Below are 22,144 nucleotides of genomic sequence, written 5' to 3' on the forward strand. Positions count from 1 at the left end.
CGAAACGTGGGAGTAAAAGCTAAAGTTTGTAGCTTGACCTCAGGAAGGAGAAAAGGAAGAGAGTGACGAAGATAGCGCTCAGCACGGAGTCCACCAGGTACACGTACGGGAAGTCCACGTGTATCAAGCCTATGGATTCGCCTAAGTAACCCGCTACGGGAGAGACGGAGGAGAACACGTAAGACATCAGGTCGGAGTGCAGTCTCAACGACTGGTACGTCAGTAACGCTACCTGCGACGATATTGACGTCATGAACGAGAAAAGGAAGGAGAGAGTGAGAGCAAGTCGTGAGAGCATGAACAAAAGCGAGACGCAAGAGAAGAGTACCACGGTGAATACTGTGTCCAGGTAGAGGTTCCACTCGCCGGTGACCAAGGGGAAGACCAAGTCCACCGCTGAGAAGAGGAGGTCCCACGCGAGGACTGAGACCACCTTGGCTACCCCTATTCCCTTCCACGTCTTGAGCATGGAGAGCTCGAACACCGTGACGTCGTCCTCCCTGTAAACGTGCGACACACCTCCTACCACTACCAAGGGAACCGTGAATATCCCTATAAGGAAGGACTCTATCTCCTTGACCCCAAGTACGTAGCCGAAGAACTGAAAACCGACACACAAGAAGAGGAGGAAAGCTGTGGACAAGGGGAAAAGCCCCTTGAAGTACCACTTAACTGCACGTGTATAGCTTCCTGACTCCCGCTCTCTTGAACCCAACTATCTCACCCTTCTTCACCAGTGACGAGAGTAAGTCCTCGTCTCCCTTGACAAGGGCGACGTTTCCGAAGTCGCACAACGCGTCCAACCTCAGCTTTCCCCTATAATAGACCTCGTATATGTCTCCCCTGTAGAGTTCCTCCACGGTCCCGTACCACTTCAGCCTTCCGTCCTGGAGTACCACTATCACGTCTCCCATCCACTCCGCCTCCTCTGGGACGTGGGTGGTGACGATCGTGTCCGAGTCGAGAGAGAGCATGGCCTTCCTGAGCTTGCTCTCCACGTTGACGTCCAGATGAGAGAAGGGTTCGTCGAAGACCTTTACCTCGGACTCGGAGCACATCACGGAAACCGCTTGGACCAACTGTGTCTGACCGCTGGAGAGACCAGACAGATAGAGGGGGTAAATCTCCCTGGGAATAAGGGAGGTATCGCAGCCGTACTCCTTCTCCAGGAAGGAGACCAGGTCCTTCACCTTCATGTTGAACAAGAAGCGTGGCTTCTCGAACTGGAAGCTTATCATTTTCACCGCCTTCTCCCTCTCCCTGTAAGGGACTACTCCATTGACCTTGAGCTCTCCCTTCGTGGGCTTCAGGATGGAGGAGAGAATTGAGAGGAAAGTGGTCTTGCCCGAGCCGTTAGGTCCCAGGAGGGCTATCCTCTTACCTTCCACCTGAAAGGTCACGTTGAGGACCTCCCTGTCGAAGACCTTAACCAGCGAGTCTGCTTGTACCTTCATCACGATCGCCCTTCACCTGAGATACCTCCAGTACACCCATATAGCTGCAGCTACCACGAAGAAGAGTATAGAGTACCTCAACATGGGGACTGCGGTGGAGTAGACGAGCCCTCCCCAGTCCTCAACAGGACGAATGTTGGAGGAGTATAACTTCAAGGTGAAAGTCACCAAGGCATGTTGGTTAGATTTGGGGAGGGCCTCCTCGAGGGCACCGCGGTAGAGGAGCGCCACCTCACTTTCCGTTGAGCTGGTCACCTTGACCTCCGTTGAAACCGGGTCTAGGGAGACCGTGCTTTGTAACTTGTATGTCTCGGCCATACCGTTGTTCAGGAGGACAGAGTGGAGGGGAAAACCGGGGAGGGTAGAGGACAAGCAGTACGCCTCACCTAGGAAAGGAGATGACACCTGAGATTCCGTGGTTCCAGCGTGCAGGATGTAAGTTCCGTTATTGTACACGAAGGAGAAAGCCTCATTGCCTTGGTGGTACGTACTCAGGACTAGGGCTATCAGCGGAGACTCCTTGGTCAGCACCGTGACCTTATGGAAGCGAGAGACAGACGAGTTCCCCGAGGAGTTGTATGCGTAGCACACTGTGTGAACGGTGAAGTTCTCCCCGTTGTATGTTATGTTGATCTCAGCGCTGATAGACTGCGTGGAGAGGGAGGGGATCACGTACTCCGTGCCGTTCAGGACGTACGTCACGGTTGAACCCTTCTCCAGTCCTGGGTTGAGGGAATAGTACAGCGAGTAATAGCTCAGCGAAGGTATGAATAGGATGAACGCACCTAAGGCTACCAAAGACACAACGAGAGCTATGACGATCCCGCTCTTAGTTCCCTGCCTCACCTTACCTCACCGCCCTCCTACCGAGGTAGCTCCAGAGCACTACGGCAATAGCGAAGAATATTATAGACATGCTGAACATCAACTCGAAGCTATAGAGCATAACCTTAGACCAGTCCTCCTGGGGTCTCATGTTACCTGATACCAGACTTATGATAAGGGAGCTCTCAGAGTCCGTCAAGTTCAGGTGTGTCTTCCCTGAGACGAGGCAGATAGGGTATATGCTCTTAAGCACTGCGGATGTCATGGAGTTGGTGGTGTTAGCCAAAGTCATGTTGAGCTCAGAGTCGTTCACCTCGAACGAACCTGCAGGGACGCTCCTGGTGTAACCTATATCGGAAATTTTAGGTGCGTAAAGCAGACACGTACTGTAGGAGACCGCTAAGTCGCCCTCCATGGGGACGTCTACCACTTGAGGGCCGACGGGGCACAGCTCCTGGTTGTTCTCCACCACGTAAGGTGGATATCCGAAGTACCTTGAGAAGTCTCCGTCATATTTACCCTTCATCACGGGAAACGTGATGCCCTTCACGTGACCTAGGTTGACGAAGTGCAGGGTCAGTGAATAAGCCGGGATTGAATAGTGGACGTGCCTAAGCGTGAAGCTTACTGTTGTCCTGTGGAGGGAGTAGTTGAAGAGGAAAGCCTCTATGACCGGGGAGTCCTCAGGAAGGCATAGGGTCTTGCTGAACCTAGCTGAGTTATCTGACCCTACTTGGTACTCCCCGGTCTCCGTCAATCTGAAGATCCCTTTACCCTCATAGGTGAGCGTGACGTTAGAAAGGATGTGCCCGGTTATAGAGAAATATGAAGAGTTTTCCACTATGAACTGGGTGGGGGAATCCCTCGTGGTAAACGTGAAAGTGACCCCCTTCTCCAAGGAAGGTCTCAAGGAATTGTAATACAGATAGTAAGACGTAAACGGCACGAACAGGATAACCACTCCCACTATTACGAGTAAGGAGACAATTATAATCAAACTTCTTCTCTTTATGAACATTTCTTTCACCTTCTCTCTCTTTATCAGTCAAAAACGGAAAAAATACATATATTGATTTTTTGCCTTGTTGAATAACAAGTTAGTCTAGATCCATCGTGAAAGCTAGTGTTTATCGGCAACTGATAGACGTTAGTATATCTGTATCCAGGTAGAGTGCATTGTCCATGATTCACATACACTGTAGTTGAGTTATCTTTGAAGTCAACAAAGTTATATAGGTTTACAGCTCCAGTCGGTAGAAGCATTTGAAGCCATGGAGGTAAAAGGATTGCTGCTGGAGAAGGGCTATATGCCATGAGAGTCCATTCCTGTAGCTCGACAGCGTCTTTTCCGTTAACAGTTGTTATATATACTATATGACTATGAAAATCACTAACATAAACATTTTCAAACATTGTACCTGCTGCGTTAGGATGTGGAAAGTTAATACAGGTAAATCCTACTATATGGTTTAGCTCACAATAATGAAATTGTACTGTCAAGCACGCTTTTCCTAGATGCCCAAAGAGTGGAGCCCTAATATTCCCTTGGTTCGTAACACTATTAACCTCAGCCTCATTGACGCTTGCCAAACTTATCGTTGGAAACATGGCCAACACGACGAACACAAAAAAGTCTAAGGGCAACAGCCCTTACTAATAACGTTTTAACTTTCATTATTTTTTCACCTTATTATAGCCTTGTAATATACTTACTTTTATATCTGACTCTACAGATCTACTTTTCACTGTACGCTTTATTCAAGGAATTTACTGATTTACAATAGACCAAAATTACTATTTTTTCGCTAAATGGAAAGATCCGTGGAGTAAGAAGAGAGCTCGCTATCCTGGTTTCCCTTGCCGGCTGTATTTTACGGAAGTGAGAGCTTGCTTTCTATCTATACCTAGATTGAAAGAAAGTTGAGTGTGAGCCACTGACAGATTTACGTGAGGGGTATATCACGTATGTGTTAGTACTGCAACCTATGATTCATACTAAAACCTGATTTTAGAGTATTACATCCTCATAGGTCAATCGCATTCATGTATTTACACCAACGAGGTGGAAGAGGAGAACAGCGAAACCTTTCTGAAAGCTCCCAGCTCACATCGGATCTATTATGAATACGAAAGGTACCCTGGGGACGGGGAATTAAAAAAGAGTGGTTGAGTGTCTCGCAGTGGGGCTGGGGGGATTTGAACCCCCGACCTCAAGGGCCCAAGCCTTGCGTCCTGGTCCAAGCTAGACTACAGCCCCAACGGATGTATATCTAAAAAACCAAATATTATAATCTTTCCCCGGACACGCGGGGAGAAAAAATGCGAGGAAGGACGTAAGGGAACCCGAGGAGACATCTAAGGAAACCGAAGCAAGGGTTGCAATAAATCTTATCAATAGAAAGATTTGAAGGGAAATCGCCTTCATCCTCCACGGGGAACCGAGGGAAAGAGACAACCAATAAGAAGGAGGTGATTTTTAAAGGGGAAAATGGAAGCGGGGAGACTCACGTAGCTAAAAACGAGACCTAAGGGAAAAAATGAGAGAAAAGGAGGAGAGAAAGGTCCGCCTCTAGTCTCAGAACTCTGACTTCTGTAGCTTCAAGCCGAGGGAGTCCGCTATCTTAACGTCGGCGTTGAGGTCTTCCTTTGAAGGGGCTTGGAGCATGTAACCTCCTATCATATCGTTTTCGTACTTTGAGGAGCTCTTGAGCAGATAGTAGACTGCCTTCCTTTCGGGCCACTTTATCTTCCCTACATCGATCAACTCAGTTGTCACCTTTGCGTTAGGTAGTATTTCCTTCAGTAGCTTCTCTCCCAACATTGCATTAACCTTGTCTAGATCGTTCACGTCTTTACCCTTGAACTGAGATACTAACTTCTCCTCCACCTCCTTGTCCACGGTCTTCTCCCCAGTGAGGACGCCTTTCACCAGCTTCATGGCAGCGCAGTCAGTGTGTGGCATGAAGATCACCTCTTCTGGAGACAGCTTCCTCAGCGTCTCCTTCACTGCGTTAACGTTGGCTCCGGCGTTCCTTATTACCATCACTCCTTCTCCCATTTTCTTCATTACTTCTTCCGTTAGCCTGTAGTCCATACAGGATAAAACTACTTTCATATGGTAGTAATGTTTATATGGGTTTAAATTCTTTAAGTATCCTATTCTTTAAGTATCCTAGGAAGTTAAAGACACGGGAGAGGAAGTTATAGTTTTGTTTTGAAATCTTAATCATATCTACTTTTTAACTTCCCCATATGAAATGTGACCGTGGACTTCGATAACTTATCGGGGAAATTCAGGTCTTTCTTCCTCTCCTCGGGAGGGTTTTTCCTGGATGGTTACGATCTGTCGGTTATATCCTTCGCCCTGTTCTTCCTGGGCAAGGAGATGTCGTTGAACCCTTACCAAGAAGGTCTGGTGTCTTCAGCGTCGTTGATGGGGATGGGGATAGGTGCTGTCCTTTTCGGTGCTCTCTCCGACAAGCTCGGGAGGAAGAGGCTCATGGGTGTAGATCTGTTCTTCTTCTCGGTCTTCGCTGTCCTATCAGCGCTCTCCAACAACTTCCTCCAGCTTTTCGCTTCACGTTTCCTCTTGGGAGTGGGAATCGGCGGGGACTATCCTATAAGCAGTACTGTAGTGTCGGAGTTTTCTCCCACCAGATCCAGGGGGAGGTACCTCACAGGGTCGGTTTCCATGTATTGGCTCGGGACATTGTTCTCGGCTTTCATGAACTTAGTGTTCATCCACACTGGAGACTACTTCTGGAGGTACTCCTTCGCAGTGGGAGGCCTGATTGCTGTACCTATAATCGCTGGAAGGATAAAGCTCGCCGAGTCACCCAGATGGCTCATATCCAAGGGAATGGTAAAGGACAGTGTGACCCAAGGGGAGGAGAACAAGGGTGTAACGTGGAGGGATCTGTTGAGGGGGAAGATAGGGGTGACATTGGTGTCCCTCTCTGCTATATGGTTCCTTTTCGACGTAGCGTCCTACGGCATAGGGCTTTACTACCCTTCCCTGCTTAGGGAGTTCGCCTTCCCGTCGGAGTACGAAACACTTTACGGAACTATGCTAATATCCTTGGGAGCGCTTGCGGGGTACTTGGTAGCTGAGAGCGTTGTAGACTCGTTAGGCAGGAGGTTCACCTTGATTGTGGGACTGCTATCCATGTCTGTCCTACTGCTGATGGGTGGTGTTACGTCAGTGACTGGTGCTTCCCTCGTACCTTACTTCATGTTCTTCGTTGCCATGGAGCAGTGGGCTGGTGCAGTGACTTTGTTTTACCCCACAGAGGTATTCCCAACTTCTGTCAGGTCTACCGCTCAGGGGATTACGACCGCTTTCAGCAGGGTAGGTGCAGTTCTAGGGGTCTTCCTCTTCCCGTCTATGGTTAAGGGACTAGAGCTATCACATTCCCTAATGCTCTTCGGTTTAACCTCAGCTCTCGCCTTGGTGATAAGCGTGATAGTCGTGAAGGAGACTAAATCCAAGAGACTTGAAGACATAGCGTTAAGCCAGAAGAGTTAAATTTCGTCTGGTTCTCAGAGATCAGGTTTTTTTTTGTTTTATAACTCTTTTTATAACTCTTTTTGCGGTAGAGTAATGAAGGACTTCCGTGCGGTCAAAAGCCGATTTTATTAGAGGAAGCTTCCTCAGACCTCAACGAGGAAAGAAACGTTTTCGGCTGATAATGTAAAAATAACGACCGAACCGTTGATAAGGTCTATGTATGTGACAACACGATTTTTAATCCAAGGGAGAAAGAGTGAGTACATATCCCGATAGAACTCTTGTCATCGCTAATTGACAATGAGTTCTATCATGCGATGGAGGGGAAAAGGGGTTGTGTACCTCTGCTTGCGATAGAATAGCAATTACTACGTCTTGAGAATTTGTGAACTTTACAACGTCACCAGAGATCCAACCCTACTTTGTCCAGAGATGTGAGCCAACTTATGAACTTCTTAGCGTTCTCACCCATGAATATGGAACCGTGCTGAGGGGCCACGACCTCGATCTCCAGATTTGAGATCCTCCTCTGCCAGAGGTCTATTGCCTTCCTTGACGCTATGTACCTCCTGTGGAAGGGTTCCATGTACTTCCTGTGCTCATCGAAGTTCTCCACTATTAGATACCATGTGCCCTCAGGGTAAACTGCAGCCCCCATGTCTCCGGAGAAGTAGATCTTCAAGGTAGGGTCGTAGTAGTGGAAGTTACCCGGCGAGTGCATGAAGTGAGCAGGAATAGCCTTCACCTTGGACTTGCCCACGTTTATCTCCATTCCCTCGTCTGGTATATCTACTATCCTGTCTTTGACCGAAACTCCGAGGTGTGGGATGAACCTTTCCCAGAGTGCCGACACGTAAAATGAAGCGTTGGGGAACATGTCCAGAAGCAGGTTGAGTGAACCTATAACGTCAGGGTCTTGGTGGCTGTACATGACCTTGGTCACCTTTTCCGGTTCAACGAAGTTCTGGACGTTGTTGAAGACCCTCTCGAACACGAAATATCCTCCTGGGTCTATCAATGCAGCCTCGTCCCCGTCAATTACAAGGTATTGGTTAGTTAGTATCCCTTTTTCACTCTCGCTCTCGTCCAGCCCTAACCAGACGAACTTGTGGTTTGCGTCCTCTCCTATCACGTACGGTTTATGAACTTGAAGCATTATATAGAAAATAACCTGAAGAAAATAATAAGGTGTTGCTTTTACTCGGCTTGAAAAGTAAATTAACGGAGTTAAAACGGTCTTGGTTCAGGACATCAGCTAGATTGCCAACATCCCCATTATGAAAATCATATACACGATTGAAAGTGAGGCTATGGTCTGCCCTAACTTGATGAGCTTTCTCATGCCCTTGAGGTAAAAGACTGAGAGGACGATAAGGGTTATTGAAAGTATGAACGTGTTCACGTCTATGGAATCGATGATGAGGACTTGAGTTGCAGGAAGACTGGTATGAAGGAGTGTGAGGAAAGTGGGTCTACCCTGTTCGTTATACATTATCGCACCTGATGCGAAGGTCACGAACATGGAGGACAGAGCAAGAGGCATAACTGCGTCCCTCATGGACTCGAAGTCTACCTTCAGGAGAGACGTAGAGATCACGAGGCCAGCGAAGAAGACCCCGGTCATCACGTGGACGTAGTTGAGGTAGATCAAGTCCCCTGTTAGGAGAGAAACGTATAGCCCGAAGACCGGGAGGAGTGAAATGAGGTTTATCCTTCTGAACATTTCGATAAATGAGGTGAGCCTGATTTAAGGTTTAAAAGAGCAGTAGCTTTTTATAGACCTCTGACTTCAGCCCTCTAGGGAATAGGGGACGCTCACGTTGGACACAACCATGACAGCCCACATCCCCATCTCTGCATGGCCCGGGAAACCGCAGGCTAACCAGTAGACCCCAGGTGAGGAGTCCCACAGCGTGTATGCGGCCTCTCCCGGTTGCACGAAGGAGCTGTCGTAAGTCGATGGGGAACCTCCTACTGTAGCTAGGATTTCACCGTCATGTGCTATGTAAACTGAGTTGGGGACGGGAGTAGTGTTTCTCACCACGTTTAAGTTGTGCGGTAACTCGCTTCCGTCGTAAAGGGATATGTTCACAGTCCAACCTTCAGGTATGTAGACCTTCAACATGCCGTTCACAGTCCCGTTTATGTTCACACCACCGTTAACGTTTGGGTTGACACATAGATGCAGGAAGACCTCGTGTCCCTTATGCGGTAAGATCTTGGCTCCATCAGGGAGGTGAGTGGTTGTCACGTTTGTAGTCGACGTGGTACTGGTGACACTCTCTTGAGATTGGCTCGTCTGTTTCGAGGTCTCGAGGTAAAAGAACGAAGCTGTCAAGACCAGGAGTAAGGTAACCAATGGTACAACGTAATTCCTGTTCATAAATTTTTTTGAAATAGATTCACTTTAAAGTGATATCACCGACAACCATATTATAGATTCCTGGGTCTCATTAGTGTTCACCTTACCTCACGAAGGACCGTGAAGCGTGAGCGGAAAGTAACTTGCAAAGCTGAAAAGAACGCTCATTTTATCATGAGTCCGCTTTGAATTTGAACGAAAACCGGGCGCCCATGGTCCTGGGTCTAATACGAGAATTTAGCGTGACATGAACACGACTTGGATTTCAAGTCTTTACATGAATCAAGATCTGTCTGTAGTCTTCTTCAAATTGGTCTGTTTGGTCTGATTGAAGTAAAAAAGCGTGTTCCTCCTGCAGCCTAGGCGGTCTTGATAGATACATGTACATGTTAACAATAGTGATGCAGAACGGGGCCATGATTAGAACTTGAGATCAGGGTAAGTGATATTATTATATGTGTATGTATATATATACGCCATTTCATAAGAAATAAGAGATGCAGTGTTTATGCTACAGTTTGAGAAAGGACTTAGAAAGCTGAAAACTTCAGTTACGTGCAGGTCGTCTTCTTATACCTAAGTAACCTTGGTATAAGTTCCAGGCAGAGATGGAAAACTCGAAGACAGTATCGACTAAGATGATGTATGAGAGAAGTGGAGGGGAACCCAGGTAAAAGTACGGGAAACCACCAACGTGGCCAAGGAAAGCTTGTACACCAGTAGCCTAAACGTTGAGGAGGCTATCTTCTTGATGAAGAAGTTACCCTCGTAAGCGTTTCCTACCCTAGAGAGCGCCGTCCCGGTGGTGAGGAAGTCGTCGAAGTGGGCGAAGTAGAAAGCGAAGATCTCGACCCACAATTACCTCCTGTACACCAGGATTACCCCTATCAGGATAGAGATTCCCACGCCTATCAACGCAAGGTTGATGTCGTGTGCAGTAATCGTGAATTGAAAGGAATGGGCATAGCGGAGGTGGACGTGAGCGAATGAGTGGCGTTCTGCGGTTCAGTTGCGTTCTCACCTATGATTATTGAACCGTTCTGTCTGCCCACCCACGGAAAAACCGAAAAGTTTACCGTCTCAGGAAGCAATTGGCTCATAAGGAAAAAATTAAACTCTTTATTTATTGTTTTTCGTAAGTCGGGTCAAGATTGTATGAATGGAGGCGAGTCGGTATATGACAGGTTAATGGTACCGGTAGCATTTGAGAATCATTACTCCCATAGCGTCGACGTTGATACTACCTTTATCAGATAGGAACTGAAAGACAACGTACGCGTATTAGTTGTCGTAATAACCCTAAAAATATAGAATTTGGTTTCTTTACATATAGCGTTTATCTCCATATTCCACTTGGTTAGAAACCACCTAGGACTATTTGACGTCTCTTTTCAACTATTCGTATTTTGATGGCAAAAATTAACGTGTTGCCAAGCCTTATAAACGCGTTTCGGCGATCGTAATACTAGACGTGAAAATGACGAGAGGAAAGACGCGTTATAAATACGGGGATTATATTTTACGTGATGAGGAAAGGTCGGCATTACGTTTACAAGGTAGAGCATGAGGAAGGTAACGTAAGGGAAACTTACGTAGGACCTTTAACCGATGTAGTTGAATCGTATATCAAATTGAAATCAGGGTAGTAGGGGGTACCCCCTACAAGGGGGTGTGGGGGTATCCCACAGTGCGGCCGCCGGGATTTGAACCCGGGACCTCCGGCGTGGCAGGCCGGCGTCCTAATCCATGCTAGACTACGACCGCACATCATTTAAGACTACCCTGAGGTAAAAAAGTTTTTTACAAGGTCACCTCCTGAATGACCTGAGGAGAATTATGTTCAGCAAATAGAAACCAACTGCTATCACTGTGAGGACTATGCCTAGGATCACGAAGTCGCCGGCGTAGTTTGACGGGCCTTCGCCGAAGAAGATAGGGAAAGGCCCTATCAGGACTACTCCTCCGAACCCGGCGGTCGGACTTGTTATGCTCCCCGCTATCACCAGAGCGAACCCCAGGAGGATGATCAGGAAGCCCAACAAGATTAACCTCATAAGTGTAGAATCTGCTTTACCACTAATAAGTCTGAACGTGAGATTTCATGTACTTCGGGAACATAACTTCGGTGCTCTCATCTGACCCTCAGAGAGCCGGGAAGATAGCTGAAAGGCTTGGAAAGCTACACGAGAACGCGAAGGTCAACATCTATTACAGGAGAAACGGAGACTACATAAGGTCAGTGTTGGTGGGTACCCAGTACCCTGAGAAGGTCATCTGTCTGGCTGAGGCTGTGAGCATGTCCTCAACGGTAATATTGAACGTCCCGGACTCCCCTAAGTGGACTGACGGTGAGTTGGGGCTTCTGGCCGACTCTAGCGGGGCTAAGGTAATTATCACGAGTTCATTACCGGAGGACAAGGTCAGGAAGGTATTCAAGGGAATAGGGATAGAGAACGCTGAAATAGTTCAGGAAGTGAACGACATACCCGAAGGGGAAGAGAGGGACAGGGGTTTCGTTTACGTAGACAAGGCGTTCAACGTGAAGGGGGTCGGAACCGTGGTCACGGGGTTCTCGTTCACTCAGGTAGAGTTGCACGAAAAGCTCACAGCAGTCCCCGTGAATAAAGAGGTCGAGGTAAAGACGATCCAAGTTCTGGACGAAGACCAGAAAGGAGTTAAAGGAGGAGTGAGGATAGGTTTCTCCCTCAGGAACGCTAAAGAAGAGGACATGAAGGACGCATACTCCCTAGTGAAGAACGCTCCCCTTTTGAAGGAGTTTGAAGCCGAGGTCGTGACATATCCCTGGGCTCAGGTCCAGGAAGGGAACTATCACGTGGTAGGCGGGGGAGTTGCCGTGACGTCTACCCTTAAAGTCGGCGGGGGAACGGCACAGGTGAGCCTAAGCTCTCCACTCCCTAAGGTGGAAAGGTACCTTCTCCTGAACGTTAACGTGAAACAGGGGAAGCCAAGAGTCTTGGGTTACTTGAAGCCCAAATCTTGAGTTCGTTTCTCAAGTTTCTCTCTATCTTATCAGCTATTTCACTTCCACTTCTTCTCCCTTCGGGACTACCTCCTCTAAAGACGATGAGTCCACAACTATCACCATCAGCATGGCTTCGTCGGTGTGTTTGTAGACTTCGTCGTAGATCTCGTTCATGAGTCTGTTCCTGTCCCTACAGGAGGAATGTACCCCGACAACTAAGTAGAAGAAACCGTCTTTGTCCACGAAAAGCCTCGTTTTCCCTCCTTTCCTTCTAGCAACTTCGACGCCATTCTTCACGTATTCCGGGATCAAGTTCCTCTCAATATAAAACGATTCCTAGGTTAAAACTTTTCTCAAATTGCTATTTAATCTTATTTTTTTAAAGGATAATTAAATAAAAGCTTAAAAAAGAGATATACTTAAAAATGATATTCTTATTTTTTTGTTTAGGTAAGAATGTTTAGCTCTAAAATCTTGGTTTTATTTTTAGGGATCATAATGGTTCTCTCGGCCGTCTCGGCCTTAGAGATCATTGAGGCAATGCCTACATCGACTCAAGCGACCATGACACAAGGAGAGTACATGACATGCTACAACCAGTTCAACGGAACTTACTTCCCATACAAGGTGATGGTGACTTACTTCCCAGGGAACTACAGCGGGGGAATGGGGTTCCCGTCAAAATGGACTGTCACCAATGACGGTCAGGAGCATAACGCAGTCGTACCTACCACGAGCACAGCTCTCATGCAGGGAGTGAGCTGGGAGCTTCCCTTGAATAACTACGTCGGTGGAGTTGCGATACCTCTCACGACGCCCGATACCAGGTTACCTTGGGCCCAACAACTTGGAGTTAAGGGAGCACTGGTGATGCAGACCCAGATGGCCGGAGAGCCCTTAGGAGTGACATTGGCTGACAACTTGCTCTTCGCAACTGAGGACAGCATGATGGGTAGCATATCTGCTATAAACCCAGTCACGGGGCAAATAGTGTGGACTGCGACGGGTCTTGCTGGACAAGCCATGAACAACGCAATAGTCTACAAGGGACTTGTCATAGTGTCTGTAGGAGGAGTATGTTTCACCTTCTCTCAGTTCGTGCACTACGAGACCCACCACTACAACGAGATAATGAGGGCTAGGAACGGTGCTATATACGCTTTCAATGCAACGGACGGCAGGTTAGTCTGGATGATATTCACCAAGGGCGAGGCAATGCCTGCTCCAGCTGTTTACCACGGCGTCTTAGCTTACACTACAGGCGGAGGGTGCTTCGCAGCAGTTAACGCTACCACAGGTCAAATGCTATGGAAGGACAGCTTCCCAGGATACATGGGGAACATGGCCAGCGTGAACTATTACGTGATGCCTAACGGGACTCCGCTCTTCATAGCCGGGTTCACCTACACCGTTGCTCCTTACGGATTCCTCCTCGCAGTGAACGGGCTTAACGGGAGGTTAGCGTGGAACGCGACAATGCCGTCTCCCTACGTAGGGGCTAACACCGGGCTCGGGGACGTACCTCCAGCAGTAGATCAGCAAGCGGGGCTGGTGATAGACAACGACATAGCTAACTTCAATGCAAGCAGTAACACAGTCGACACAGTGACGTTCGCACTCAATGCAAGCACTGGTAAACCGGTGTGGGCTACGAACTTGGGAACTGGAATAATACCGCCAGCCTTCAAGGGAGGTATGCCGACCATACATGGGAACTTCATCTATGACGGATCACCTTCTCTAGGTATAGTAGCGAAGCTTTACGTGAACAACGGTAGCATAGTCTGGGAGACAAGGTTACCAGATCTCAAGATACCTCCGCAGTTACCGGGCGGACCTAGGGGAAGCCCAACATATTACCACGGACTGTTGTGGGTCGCAGCTGGAAGTAGAGTATACGTCCTGAGCCCAACTACTGGAGACGTGCTTTCCATGTATTACGTCGGAGGAAGGATGGGAATAGTCAACCCAGTGATAACCGGAGGGACTATGTATCTCTCTAACAGTTACGGATGGGTCGTGGCTATACCTTTAAGTCAGATATTCCCAGATTGGGAGAGCTATTAAATCCTGAAATAAAAGAGAGGAAAGGAATATTCTAACAAAAAAGTTTTTTCTTCGTTCTGTCTTTCAATTATTCCCTTCCCATAAGAAGGGAGTGAAACGTCTTCATCTTTTCCTTTCAACTCGGGCTTTATTTCAATTCATTAACTAGTAATCTAAGACTTTCTTATATACTAGAACCAATGATTTTTTTAATTCCTATATTTATTTATATTAGAAATTATCTATTTTCTAAGAAAATTCTTTAATAAAACGATTAGAATATAATTAAGTAAAGAATATTCCAGCTGATATCCGAACTTCCGTCGTAGCCTCAGAACCTACTCTGGCGTAGTTAAGTACCCAGGAGCCGGTTTGAAACGTAATACAAAATATTTGAAAAGACATGGGCAAGTAAAAATCAGTTTATACAGTTCAAACTATTGAATAGCGTACGTAAACTTATATAAAATGAATGAGTAGAATATCCTCATGTCCGGAGATAAGGGTTTAAAGAAAGAGATTGGTCTGAAGTCCCTCACTATAATAGGAATATCTTCAGCTGTAGCTACTGCCATATTCTTCAGCCCTCTCGAGATGTCGGAAGTCGCTGGACCAGGGAGCATGTTCTCGTGGTTACTGGGGATATTCTTCTACATCATGATATCTGTGACTTACATAGAGTTGTCCCAGAACTATCCCGAAGCGGGAGGACCTTCAAGGTTCTCCATCTACAGCCACGGGGCCGTGACGAACCTCATAAACGCCATGGCTGATCTAGTCTGGTACATTTTCATTCCGCCAATTGAGGCTTTCGCCACAATAGAAGGTCTTTCTTTCATTTTCCCCTCACTCCTTGTCAATGGGGTTCCAACGCTTGAGGGAGCTCTGGTTGGAGTCCTCATCATGTTGGGTTACATACCTTTCAACTACTACGGAGTAAAGACGTTCGCCAAGGTCACGTCCGGGTTCGGCACCATCAAGTACGTGATTTACCTACTCCCGGCTTTCCTTCTCCTCCTGGTCTATTACAACCCAGCTAACTTGACTTCATATCACGTCCTTCCTTTCGGAGTAGGAGGAATATTCGCCGCCATGCCTTACGCCATGTTCGCATTCGGAGGGGCAAGGGTGATCCCGGACTTAGCTGAGGAGGTCAAGAACAAGACCTACCTTATTTACGCACTCATCATAACCGTAGTAAGCGAAGGAATAATCTACTTGTTCTTTAACTTCACCTTCTTAACCGACTTGAACTGGGCTAAGCTAGGCCTCACCCCAGGAGACTGGGCAGGGCTTGCAAACGTCCAAGGGAACCCTTTCATTGACCTAGCTTCCTCGCACAACGCTGAACTCGCACTGATACTCCTCCTGATAGGAGGAATCGTAGGTCCTTTCCTAACCGGGTACGTCTACATGGGTACTGGGGCTAGAGTCCTCTTCGCCAGCGCAAGGTCTGGGTTCGTCAATAGCAAAATGATGGAGTTACACGAGAAATATGCTATACCTTACTGGGCATTGATAGTTTTCGCTGTCGTGGGATCTGTAATAGCTTTCCTTTTCGCTCCAGTTCCCTCCATATACGGGCTGATAGACGACGCAACCGTAGCCGGTTACATAGGTTTCGCCACCAACCCAGTCGCTTTGATGGTGCTCAGAAAGCAAGGGGCTACCAGTTACAGGGTAACCGCCGGGTCCGTGATAGCGCCGATAGCTTTCATAGCTTCAGGGCTCATAGTCTTCTGGAGCGGATGGCCTGCAGTGCCTTACTCGGTAGTGATACTGGCTGCAGTGAGCGGTGTCCTAGGCTTAATAGGGAAAGTGAAGGAGGGATTCCTCGAGTCCCTGTGGTACATGGGTTACATAGCTTTCCTGACCTTCATGACTTTCATAGGCTCTGACGGTGCCATGAGTCTAGTGTCGTTTGACATGTCGACCGTGATAGTAGCGTTGGTATCGCTTGTAGTCTTCTATCCTCTCGGCATAGTCCAGGGGCTCAAACAGAGGAACTTCGAAGTCCACACAGAAGCTTTAGGCAGCAAAGAGGAGAACGAGTGAAAAAATAAGCCAAGCCTTTTCTTCTGCTTAAAAAAATTCTTTTTTCTCTTCTTTCTCTAGCCCGAAACTATCCTCTTTAAGCCTTGATACCAAATTGAGAATCAAATTGAGAGTTATTATAGAAGTTCTCTGTGAGGACTTCGCAAGAATAAGCTTAGGGTGGAATGTCTTGAATCTAGCTAACTACCGCGGTGTTCATGTTAGCGTCTATAGGACTTCGCTCTCTATAAGCTCCAGTGCTTCCCATTGAGAGAAGAAATTTTTGCCTATTTCTCTCATTCGGGAGTCTAAGTTATCCTCCAACTTAGCGAAATGATTTTTTAATCCTTATACAGTTATTATTTTCTATTAACTCTTTTTCAAAAAACTTTTCACTGCATCACTTTAGCTTGTTCTTCAAATGGTTGAACTCCGTCTGAGAAAGCAATTCCTTCATAACCTGAAAAGCTACCTCTCTGTATGGGCTAACGTCTAATTCCCTTCTCTCATCTAGACACAACTCGGCTCTGAGCTGTTCGTCCCTAAGTCTCCCGAGTTCCTTAGCGACACCCTTTAGCCTGGCATCTCTAAGCCCCAAGCTCTCGAGTAAGAAAAGACACTCCCTCACTTTCTTCCTCAATGGATGCAATTCCCTCTCCTGTGGTATGAGGGACATGAGGTGGAAAACCCTCTCAGCTATGATCAGCCTAGACCCGGGGGTTCTTGGGAGAATACATTTCTCAACTTCCATTTTCCTAGCTTTATAATGAGGCAGAGGAACGCATGAAGCTACTGTGGCATCTCTCAACTTCCCAAGCGATTTCATTTCCTTTTTCACCTTTTTCACACACTCTCCAGAGGACAGGACCCTCGCGACCACTAGGTACTTCCTGAGCTCTACCCTCCTCTTGTGCACGCCTTTAGCTCTGATTGCCTTGAGGAGATGGAAGTTGGCGTACTTCTCTGGTCTCAACGTTTCAGGAACCCCTCCACGTATGAGGTTATCTCCTTGTTAGTCTGATCGAAAGTCTTGTTAGTCCTGAACGCCATTCCTCCGGAACTTTCAGTCAACATAGTCAAGTTGGATTGGAACTTATTGACGTACCTCAGGAAGGAATGGAAGAGGTCCTCGTTTATGCACAAGTCTACGGCTGAAGTTAAAGGATCCAGAAACCCCCTCTTCTTTATTATCCTCCTCACTATGACCTTTGGGGGAGAGATGAGGGAGATGGAAATGTCAGGCTTAGGAAGGATGGAGAGCACACCGTCAACCCATTCACGGTCTAGTTTTCGCGTCAGAGCCCAAGACTTCAACGTGTTAGTGTAACCGTCTGCTATGACTATGAAACCCGACTTGATGGAAGGTTTGATCGCGTTTTCTGCTTGGTCAGCCAGATCGGTAGCGTAGGCGAGGAAAAGAGTGAAACGCTGGAAAACTATGTTCCTCTTCACCTCGCTGAGTGGTTCGCTCATCAGTTGCGACGTCTGAAGCCCTATGATCGAGACGACGTACCCCATGTCCTCTAGCCACTTCTTGAGGGCCTCGACGTGGAGGGTCCTCCCTGAACCCTCAACCCCGTCAACTGAGATTAAGAGTCCTCTTTCCAAAGCAGATCCCCTATTCTCTCCCTGATTTTGGTCTGGACTTCCCTCGGAGACATGGTCCCGTCTATCGTGATGAAGTCCTCTTCCTTGGAGATCCTGTCGTAAGCTTCGGTGACCATGCTCTGGTACTTGACGAAGCTTTCCTCCGGGGTCAGATGAGGGAACATGCCGTCTCCAGCCTCCGAAGGCTTTATGAAGCGCCTGTTTTCCTTTATTCTGGAAAGCGCTACCTCCACGGGAACCCTGATGTAGAACGTCAAGTTCGGCTTCACGGCGAAAGAGTAAACGTTCTTGACCCAGTTGAGGTCGTTCCCCCTAGCCGTGTCCCTTGCGTAAGCTGTGAAGATGTATCTGTCGGAGACGACCACGAACCCAGCCTTTATCATGGGTAAGATGTACTTCTCATAACGGTCGGCGAAGTCGGTAGCATGTATGAGGCTGAACGTAGAAGGGGTAAGCATGTTCTTCTTCTTGGCTTCCTTTATGACCTTGTGAACCCACTCGGAGGAGTTCCACTCCGTGAAGAAAGTATCGAGCTTGTGGCTCAACCAGTCCCTGAGGAGAATGGCTTGGCTTGTCTTGCCCGAGCCGTCTATTCCTTCCAAGGCTATGATAACTCCTTTCCTTCTCTTTAATTCCATGGATTGAATTCCCTCACTTTGGTTCTTACCTTCATGGCTTTCTCATAAAGGTCTTTCTTCTTTATCTGTTCCCTCACAAGCTTATAGAACTTCTTCTTCACCTTACCTTTACTAGCTACACTGCAGAGTGTTAACATGAGCCTTATTTCTTCCCTCGAGAAACCGGGTAACGTCGTTGACCTGAGGATGTCCATGCATGAACTATACTTGCTTATGAACCCAGCTACCTGCATGTTCATGACCAGGAAAGCGACGTAGTCCTCTACACTGTCTTCAGAGATCGTGAAGAGCGACGGGTCCAACCCAAGAGAATAAGAGAAGAAAGATAACCACATCCTCCTCAGTTGTGTCAGACTCTTGACTTCTTCGCCCATGAGGAGACCTTCCCTCAAGCCGAAGGCTGATATCGTGACTCCTGATGCCTTCACTGACGAGAGTATCTCATCCACTATCAGTGCACCGGTGTTGATCGTCACAGCCCTTCCCTCGTCTATCCCGGGAAGACCTGCCCTTTCCTTGACTCCCATAGAGTTCAGGAGCCTGGAGTACCTCGAGATTACCTTAGACGATATGTGATACCCGTGAACTGACTTTATCATTCTACCCTTGGTTTTAATGTCAAGCTTGGCGATCGCCCTCAAGTTACCTCCCGAGCCGAACACCTTAATTCCTTCCTTCAAGTTCATTGAGGATATAGCGGATCTGATTTCCTTCCTTATTGCCTCCTCGGGCTTCCCAGAGAGCTTCAGGGCCCCCAAGGGGAATTGCTTCACATCAGCTATCTTTCTGTCTTTCACTAAGGTTAGCTCCAGGGAACCTCCTCCCAAGTCGAAGACGAGTCCTTCCACCACTGGGAGGGTGTTCATTACACCTATAGTGGAGAATTTTCCTTCCTCCTCTCCCGTTATTATCCTGATCTCGTGCCCAAGGGAAGAAGATAGCCTCTCGGCTACCTCTTTCCCGTTTGACGCGAACCTGAACGCGCTCGTTCCCACAGCTGTGACGTTTTTTATCGACTTGCTCTCGATGACTCTGGAGAACCCCTGCAAGGCCCTAGAAGCTTCCTCAATCTTCCCTTCAGGGACGGGGTCACCTTCCTTCAGACCTTCACCCAGCCTGACGAAACTCTTCACAGACCCTACGTTCCTGAACGTGCCGTTGGGGAAAACCTGAAAGATCGAAAGCCTGAACGAGTTGAAGCCGGCATCTATTACGGCAGAGAGCATGGTAATCATTACCTAGAGTAGCTTTAACGTCTTCTGATCTAAAAGCAACTCTAACGTTCCTACTCCCTTCTCCTTCTCCACCTCAACTAGTGCGATTCCTCCTTTCTTTAGAGATACCTCTCCACCTGTCAAAGCCTTGATCACGTTCTCTAGGAGAGGGTTGTGACCTACTACCATGACGTTTCCGTCCAGCTGAACTAACGCTTGCATCACGGTAGTAGGATCGCTCGACGGGAGAAGGAAGTCCTCGGTTTCGATCTGCATCTCCAATTCCATCTCGTCAAGGATCACATCTGCGGACTGGTATGCCCTGATGAAAGGACTGGAAATTACCCTTTCCGGGAGGAAGTTCACCTCAGACAAGAAGCTTCCTACCCTCCTCATTTGCTTTATTCCCTTCTTTACAAGCTTCCTATCTTTGTCCTGAACTTCCTGGTTTGGCTCCTCTGCCTCTCCATGCCTTACCAATAAAAGTTTCATTGTAACACGGGTTAATATCATCGAAAAATAATTAAAAGTGTTAGCTATATATTCTATTTATTTATCAGGAAAGCCTATAGACATACAGTGAAACCTGCAGACTATCCGTGACTCCTTATTAGACCTAGATGTACCACGATCTGGGAGAAGACGTATTATTTTGATTGCGCAAAATGGTAGATAGGTTCTATCAGCAGAGCAGAACTTCCTACCCTTAACAGTTCATTGCTCTTTAAGCCTCTTGGATTTACCCAAGCATTGATGATTTATTAAAAGTATAAAATTCTGACAATTACTTTTTAAATGCTGAAACATGGCAACTTCAATCCTTCTTTCAGTTATTATTGTAATATTATTACTAGTAATTTTGTATTATTCTAAAAGGATCTCAGAGTTAAACAAAAGAATAAATGAAACGCAAGTGAGAGCACAGCAACAAGCCCAACAGCTGGCCCAACAGTACTTTAACACATGGATACAGCAGAACTTACAACAAGCTAGGTTACAGATGGAGCAATCTATCAGACGGGAATATGAGGCACAACTAGAGGAATGGAAACAACAGAACGAGAAAAACATAAGGAAAGACGCTGTACTGAGATCCGTAAACACACTCTTGGGAAGAATAAGCGAAGAGTTCGCTCCTCTGTTCCTCACCGAAAAGTATCAAGTTAACCCGAAGGACTTCAGGCATTTGGGAACACCGGTCGACTTCATAGCGTTCAAGGGACTTTCCGACGACGCCGATCCGGAGATTATCTTTATAGAGATAAAGAGCGGAAAGAGTAGTACGTTAAGTGAAAGGGAGAGGAGAGTAAGAGAAGCGATAAGGAAATCTAAGGTGAGATACGAAGTAGTCAACCTCAACGATTTAGTGGGAGAAGTTCAGAGGAAAGTTACAGACGAGGTCAGGAAATCCGAAGAACAAAGTAGGTAAGGAAATGGAAGACGGAGTTCACCTTTTTAGATTCTCTTTTGTCGGTTCGTCCAACACACATCCTAAATTCAATTTATTTAAAGAAATGTAACAAAACTAATTGAATTGGATCGACAAGATAGGTTCGCTCTAGACAATTTAATTTATTACATCCGTCTTGTTCATGAAATACAACCCTCAATGGGGTTCTGTAGTGGAACTTCTATTTTTCTTAATGTGCAGTAGATTATATTGATACCTTAGCTATTATTTAGCGTAAACACGATTTGAGATTAACACTACGCTTTTCAATCGACTACTCGATTAATATAGGAATTCACTTTTCTAGGACAGTACACTTCAATATCCGTAAGGTTCAAGATAATAAATTGTTGTTAGATGGTCCAAGTTCTATTATCTCTCTACTAGGGTCATATCTTTCTCTTAATTCTCTCTAACCTTACATCTTCCTCGAAATTCTTTAGGAAATCTTTGATCCACATATTGATTATCACGGAAGATGTTCTCTCCATCCATCCTTCGTATTTTAACGAAAGAGAAACTTTGTTTAGTCCAAGAGAAAAGACTAGCTTACCTAGTCCCAGACTTCTCCCGTACCTCAAAGAGAAGACATATGAAATCTCGTTCATAGACGAGTACACGTTTCCGTTGATTTCGTGCCAAAGTCCCATGTAATTAGCCCTCCCGTGATAGGAGGACCCATCTACTTGCAGATCCTTTATCGATTTAAACATTCTGGGTAGAACGAAACGTGGATCTGACAACAGAATACTCAATGCGTCAGCTGTGTGAGAAGTATTAATCTCCGTATAATATTTCATAACTACTACAATAGTATTTCTTGATAAAAAGTTTATCTAAAGCTCTAATATGAAAACTTCTCAAAGTCAGCCTTAATGCCGTTGAAACCCACGACTTTGAGAGGGAATTCGGTTAATAAGTCCTATCTTGTTGCGAAATTGAAAGCTGTAACTACATCACGTGAGATATATAAAAGGATGATTCAGGCTTCCTATAAAACAAAATCTAACTGTTGTTTAAGCG

At 46.7% G+C, this 22,144-nt stretch carries 24 protein-coding genes and 2 tRNA genes; 6 read left to right on the forward strand and 20 right to left on the reverse strand.

What is annotated here, in order from left to right; all coding sequences use genetic code 11:
* Positions 1–19: 19 nt before the first annotated feature.
* The 6 genes from IC007_RS04355 to IC007_RS04380 form a co-directional block, all read right to left on the reverse strand.
* On the reverse strand, positions 20–715 hold the full coding sequence (locus IC007_RS04355; protein ID WP_149528423.1) for a hypothetical protein: 696 nt from the start codon (positions 713–715) through the stop codon (positions 20–22).
* Positions 669–1,454 (reverse strand): ATP-binding cassette domain-containing protein, encoded by a 786-nt coding sequence (locus tag IC007_RS04360; RefSeq protein WP_149528424.1) that lies wholly within the window; start codon positions 1,452–1,454, stop codon positions 669–671. Before IC007_RS04360 ends, IC007_RS04355 begins: the two co-directional genes overlap by 47 nt.
* A 12-nt stretch (positions 1,455–1,466) precedes the next feature.
* Entirely contained in the window at positions 1,467–2,300 is an 834-nt protein-coding gene (locus IC007_RS04365) for a hypothetical protein (protein WP_054846476.1), read from the reverse strand.
* 1 nt (position 2,301) lies between these two features.
* Complete coding sequence (locus tag IC007_RS04370; RefSeq protein WP_149528425.1) at positions 2,302–3,297, reverse strand: hypothetical protein; 996 nt, start codon at positions 3,295–3,297, stop codon at positions 2,302–2,304.
* A gap of 1,163 nt (positions 3,298–4,460) precedes the next feature.
* A tRNA-Pro gene (locus IC007_RS04375) sits at positions 4,461–4,536 on the reverse strand.
* Between the two features lie 318 nt (positions 4,537–4,854).
* Positions 4,855–5,394 (reverse strand): carbonic anhydrase, encoded by a 540-nt coding sequence (locus IC007_RS04380; protein ID WP_054846473.1) that lies wholly within the window; start codon positions 5,392–5,394, stop codon positions 4,855–4,857.
* 150 nt (positions 5,395–5,544) lie between these two features.
* On the opposite strand from IC007_RS04380, the gene IC007_RS04385 reads away from it, so the two are divergent.
* Positions 5,545–6,804 carry an MFS transporter gene (locus IC007_RS04385; RefSeq protein WP_149528426.1) on the forward strand — a complete coding sequence of 420 codons (1,260 nt, stop codon included), beginning with the start codon at positions 5,545–5,547 and terminating at the stop codon, positions 6,802–6,804.
* A gap of 382 nt (positions 6,805–7,186) precedes the next feature.
* Here IC007_RS04385 and IC007_RS04390 read toward each other — a convergent pair whose 3' ends face one another.
* The 5 genes from IC007_RS04390 to IC007_RS04410 all read right to left on the reverse strand — a co-directional run bounded on the left by IC007_RS04390 (position 7,187) and on the right by IC007_RS04410 (position 10,248).
* Positions 7,187–7,942 (reverse strand): oxygen-binding di-iron domain-containing protein, encoded by a 756-nt coding sequence (locus IC007_RS04390; protein ID WP_054846472.1) that lies wholly within the window; start codon positions 7,940–7,942, stop codon positions 7,187–7,189.
* A 99-nt stretch (positions 7,943–8,041) separates the two neighbouring features.
* Positions 8,042–8,509, reverse strand: coding sequence for a hypothetical protein (locus IC007_RS04395; RefSeq protein WP_054846471.1), 468 nt, complete (start codon positions 8,507–8,509; stop codon positions 8,042–8,044).
* A 66-nt stretch (positions 8,510–8,575) separates the two neighbouring features.
* Complete coding sequence (locus IC007_RS04400; RefSeq protein WP_054846470.1) at positions 8,576–9,169, reverse strand: sulfocyanin-like copper-binding protein; 594 nt, start codon at positions 9,167–9,169, stop codon at positions 8,576–8,578.
* A gap of 612 nt (positions 9,170–9,781) precedes the next feature.
* Positions 9,782–10,006 carry a hypothetical protein gene (locus tag IC007_RS04405; RefSeq protein WP_054846469.1) on the reverse strand — a complete coding sequence of 75 codons (225 nt, stop codon included), beginning with the start codon at positions 10,004–10,006 and terminating at the stop codon, positions 9,782–9,784.
* A gap of 53 nt (positions 10,007–10,059) precedes the next feature.
* A complete protein-coding gene (locus IC007_RS04410) occupies positions 10,060–10,248 on the reverse strand; it encodes a hypothetical protein (RefSeq protein WP_149528427.1) in 189 nt (62 codons plus the stop codon).
* 426 nt (positions 10,249–10,674) lie between these two features.
* Here IC007_RS04410 and IC007_RS04415 point away from each other — a divergent pair, with 426 nt between their 5' ends.
* Complete coding sequence (locus IC007_RS04415; RefSeq protein ID WP_232049020.1) at positions 10,675–10,794, forward strand: putative integrase; 120 nt, start codon at positions 10,675–10,677, stop codon at positions 10,792–10,794.
* Between the two features lie 42 nt (positions 10,795–10,836).
* On the opposite strand, the gene IC007_RS04420 is transcribed toward IC007_RS04415, so the two are convergent.
* Positions 10,837–10,912, reverse strand: a tRNA-Gly gene (locus IC007_RS04420).
* A gap of 44 nt (positions 10,913–10,956) precedes the next feature.
* Positions 10,957–11,202 carry a TIGR00304 family membrane protein gene (locus tag IC007_RS04425; RefSeq protein WP_054846468.1) on the reverse strand — a complete coding sequence of 82 codons (246 nt, stop codon included), beginning with the start codon at positions 11,200–11,202 and terminating at the stop codon, positions 10,957–10,959.
* A gap of 47 nt (positions 11,203–11,249) precedes the next feature.
* Here IC007_RS04425 and IC007_RS04430 point away from each other — a divergent pair, with 47 nt between their 5' ends.
* Positions 11,250–12,149, forward strand: a complete 900-nt coding sequence (locus IC007_RS04430; RefSeq protein WP_149528428.1) for a translation elongation factor — start codon at positions 11,250–11,252, stop codon at positions 12,147–12,149.
* A gap of 33 nt (positions 12,150–12,182) precedes the next feature.
* On the opposite strand, the gene IC007_RS04435 is transcribed toward IC007_RS04430, so the two are convergent.
* Positions 12,183–12,443, reverse strand: a complete 261-nt coding sequence (locus IC007_RS04435) for a hypothetical protein (RefSeq protein ID WP_054846467.1) — start codon at positions 12,441–12,443, stop codon at positions 12,183–12,185.
* Positions 12,444–12,629: 186 nt separating this feature from the next.
* Here IC007_RS04435 and IC007_RS04440 point away from each other — a divergent pair, with 186 nt between their 5' ends.
* Positions 12,630–14,198, forward strand: a complete 1,569-nt coding sequence (locus tag IC007_RS04440; protein WP_232049021.1) for an outer membrane protein assembly factor BamB family protein — start codon at positions 12,630–12,632, stop codon at positions 14,196–14,198.
* Between the two features lie 468 nt (positions 14,199–14,666).
* Positions 14,667–16,232, forward strand: a complete 1,566-nt coding sequence (locus IC007_RS04445; RefSeq protein ID WP_149528430.1) for an APC family permease — start codon at positions 14,667–14,669, stop codon at positions 16,230–16,232.
* A 379-nt stretch (positions 16,233–16,611) separates the two neighbouring features.
* On the opposite strand, the gene IC007_RS04450 is transcribed toward IC007_RS04445, so the two are convergent.
* The 5 genes from IC007_RS04450 to sixA are packed head-to-tail and all read right to left on the reverse strand — an operon-like array spanning position 16,612 to position 20,163.
* Positions 16,612–17,184, reverse strand: a complete 573-nt coding sequence (locus IC007_RS04450) for a hypothetical protein (RefSeq protein ID WP_149528431.1) — start codon at positions 17,182–17,184, stop codon at positions 16,612–16,614.
* The gene (locus tag IC007_RS04455) at positions 17,181–17,819 is read right to left on the reverse strand and encodes a dTMP kinase (protein ID WP_054846465.1); all 639 of its coding nucleotides are present in this window, start codon (positions 17,817–17,819) and stop codon (positions 17,181–17,183) included. The genes IC007_RS04450 and IC007_RS04455 overlap by 4 nt, the downstream gene beginning before the upstream one ends.
* Positions 17,801–18,457: a dTMP kinase gene (tmk, locus tag IC007_RS04460; RefSeq protein ID WP_149528432.1), complete on the reverse strand. Its 657-nt coding sequence runs from the start codon at positions 18,455–18,457 to the stop codon at positions 17,801–17,803. The genes IC007_RS04455 and tmk overlap by 19 nt, the downstream gene beginning before the upstream one ends.
* Positions 18,448–19,683 (reverse strand): Ppx/GppA phosphatase family protein, encoded by a 1,236-nt coding sequence (locus tag IC007_RS04465; RefSeq protein ID WP_162205012.1) that lies wholly within the window; start codon positions 19,681–19,683, stop codon positions 18,448–18,450. Before IC007_RS04465 ends, tmk begins: the two co-directional genes overlap by 10 nt.
* Positions 19,684–19,695: 12 nt before the next feature.
* Positions 19,696–20,163, reverse strand: a complete 468-nt coding sequence (gene sixA / locus IC007_RS04470) for a phosphohistidine phosphatase SixA (RefSeq protein WP_084739858.1) — start codon at positions 20,161–20,163, stop codon at positions 19,696–19,698.
* 313 nt (positions 20,164–20,476) lie between these two features.
* Here sixA and IC007_RS04475 point away from each other — a divergent pair, with 313 nt between their 5' ends.
* Complete coding sequence (locus tag IC007_RS04475) at positions 20,477–21,100, forward strand: Holliday junction resolvase-like protein (RefSeq protein ID WP_054846462.1); 624 nt, start codon at positions 20,477–20,479, stop codon at positions 21,098–21,100.
* A 410-nt stretch (positions 21,101–21,510) separates the two neighbouring features.
* On the opposite strand, the gene IC007_RS04480 is transcribed toward IC007_RS04475, so the two are convergent.
* A complete protein-coding gene (locus IC007_RS04480) occupies positions 21,511–21,921 on the reverse strand; it encodes a DUF3211 domain-containing protein (RefSeq protein WP_054846461.1) in 411 nt (136 codons plus the stop codon).
* Between the last annotated feature and the right edge of the window lie 223 nt (positions 21,922–22,144).

The organism is Sulfuracidifex tepidarius (assembly GCF_008326425.1).
Taxonomy (GTDB): domain Archaea; phylum Thermoproteota; class Thermoprotei_A; order Sulfolobales; family Sulfolobaceae; genus Sulfuracidifex; species Sulfuracidifex tepidarius.

What these genes read in the sequence shown, in the direction of transcription:
- IC007_RS04395 (WP_054846471.1), bottom strand. Translation starts at nt 8,509, where the DNA reads ATGTTCAGAAGGATAAACCTCATTTCACTCCTCCCGGTCTTCGGGCTA.
- tmk (WP_149528432.1), bottom strand. Translation starts at nt 18,457, where the DNA reads ATGGAATTAAAGAGAAGGAAAGGAGTTATCATAGCCTTGGAAGGAATA.
- IC007_RS04425 (WP_054846468.1), bottom strand. Translation starts at nt 11,202, where the DNA reads ATGAGGTTAATCTTGTTGGGCTTCCTGATCATCCTCCTGGGGTTCGCT.
- IC007_RS04415 (WP_232049020.1), top strand. Translation starts at nt 10,675, where the DNA reads ATGAGGAAAGGTCGGCATTACGTTTACAAGGTAGAGCATGAGGAAGGT.
- IC007_RS04475 (WP_054846462.1), top strand. Translation starts at nt 20,477, where the DNA reads ATGGCAACTTCAATCCTTCTTTCAGTTATTATTGTAATATTATTACTA.
- IC007_RS04445 (WP_149528430.1), top strand. Translation starts at nt 14,667, where the DNA reads ATGTCCGGAGATAAGGGTTTAAAGAAAGAGATTGGTCTGAAGTCCCTC.
- IC007_RS04480 (WP_054846461.1), bottom strand. Translation starts at nt 21,921, where the DNA reads ATGAAATATTATACGGAGATTAATACTTCTCACACAGCTGACGCATTG.
- IC007_RS04400 (WP_054846470.1), bottom strand. Translation starts at nt 9,169, where the DNA reads ATGAACAGGAATTACGTTGTACCATTGGTTACCTTACTCCTGGTCTTG.
- IC007_RS04370 (WP_149528425.1), bottom strand. Translation starts at nt 3,297, where the DNA reads ATGTTCATAAAGAGAAGAAGTTTGATTATAATTGTCTCCTTACTCGTA.
- IC007_RS04440 (WP_232049021.1), top strand. Translation starts at nt 12,630, where the DNA reads ATGGTTCTCTCGGCCGTCTCGGCCTTAGAGATCATTGAGGCAATGCCT.
- IC007_RS04380 (WP_054846473.1), bottom strand. Translation starts at nt 5,394, where the DNA reads ATGAAAGTAGTTTTATCCTGTATGGACTACAGGCTAACGGAAGAAGTA.
- IC007_RS04465 (WP_162205012.1), bottom strand. Translation starts at nt 19,683, where the DNA reads ATGCTCTCTGCCGTAATAGATGCCGGCTTCAACTCGTTCAGGCTTTCG.
- IC007_RS04410 (WP_149528427.1), bottom strand. Translation starts at nt 10,248, where the DNA reads ATGAGCCAATTGCTTCCTGAGACGGTAAACTTTTCGGTTTTTCCGTGG.
- sixA (WP_084739858.1), bottom strand. Translation starts at nt 20,163, where the DNA reads ATGAAACTTTTATTGGTAAGGCATGGAGAGGCAGAGGAGCCAAACCAG.
- IC007_RS04430 (WP_149528428.1), top strand. Translation starts at nt 11,250, where the DNA reads ATGTACTTCGGGAACATAACTTCGGTGCTCTCATCTGACCCTCAGAGA.
- IC007_RS04390 (WP_054846472.1), bottom strand. Translation starts at nt 7,942, where the DNA reads ATGCTTCAAGTTCATAAACCGTACGTGATAGGAGAGGACGCAAACCAC.
- IC007_RS04360 (WP_149528424.1), bottom strand. Translation starts at nt 1,454, where the DNA reads ATGAAGGTACAAGCAGACTCGCTGGTTAAGGTCTTCGACAGGGAGGTC.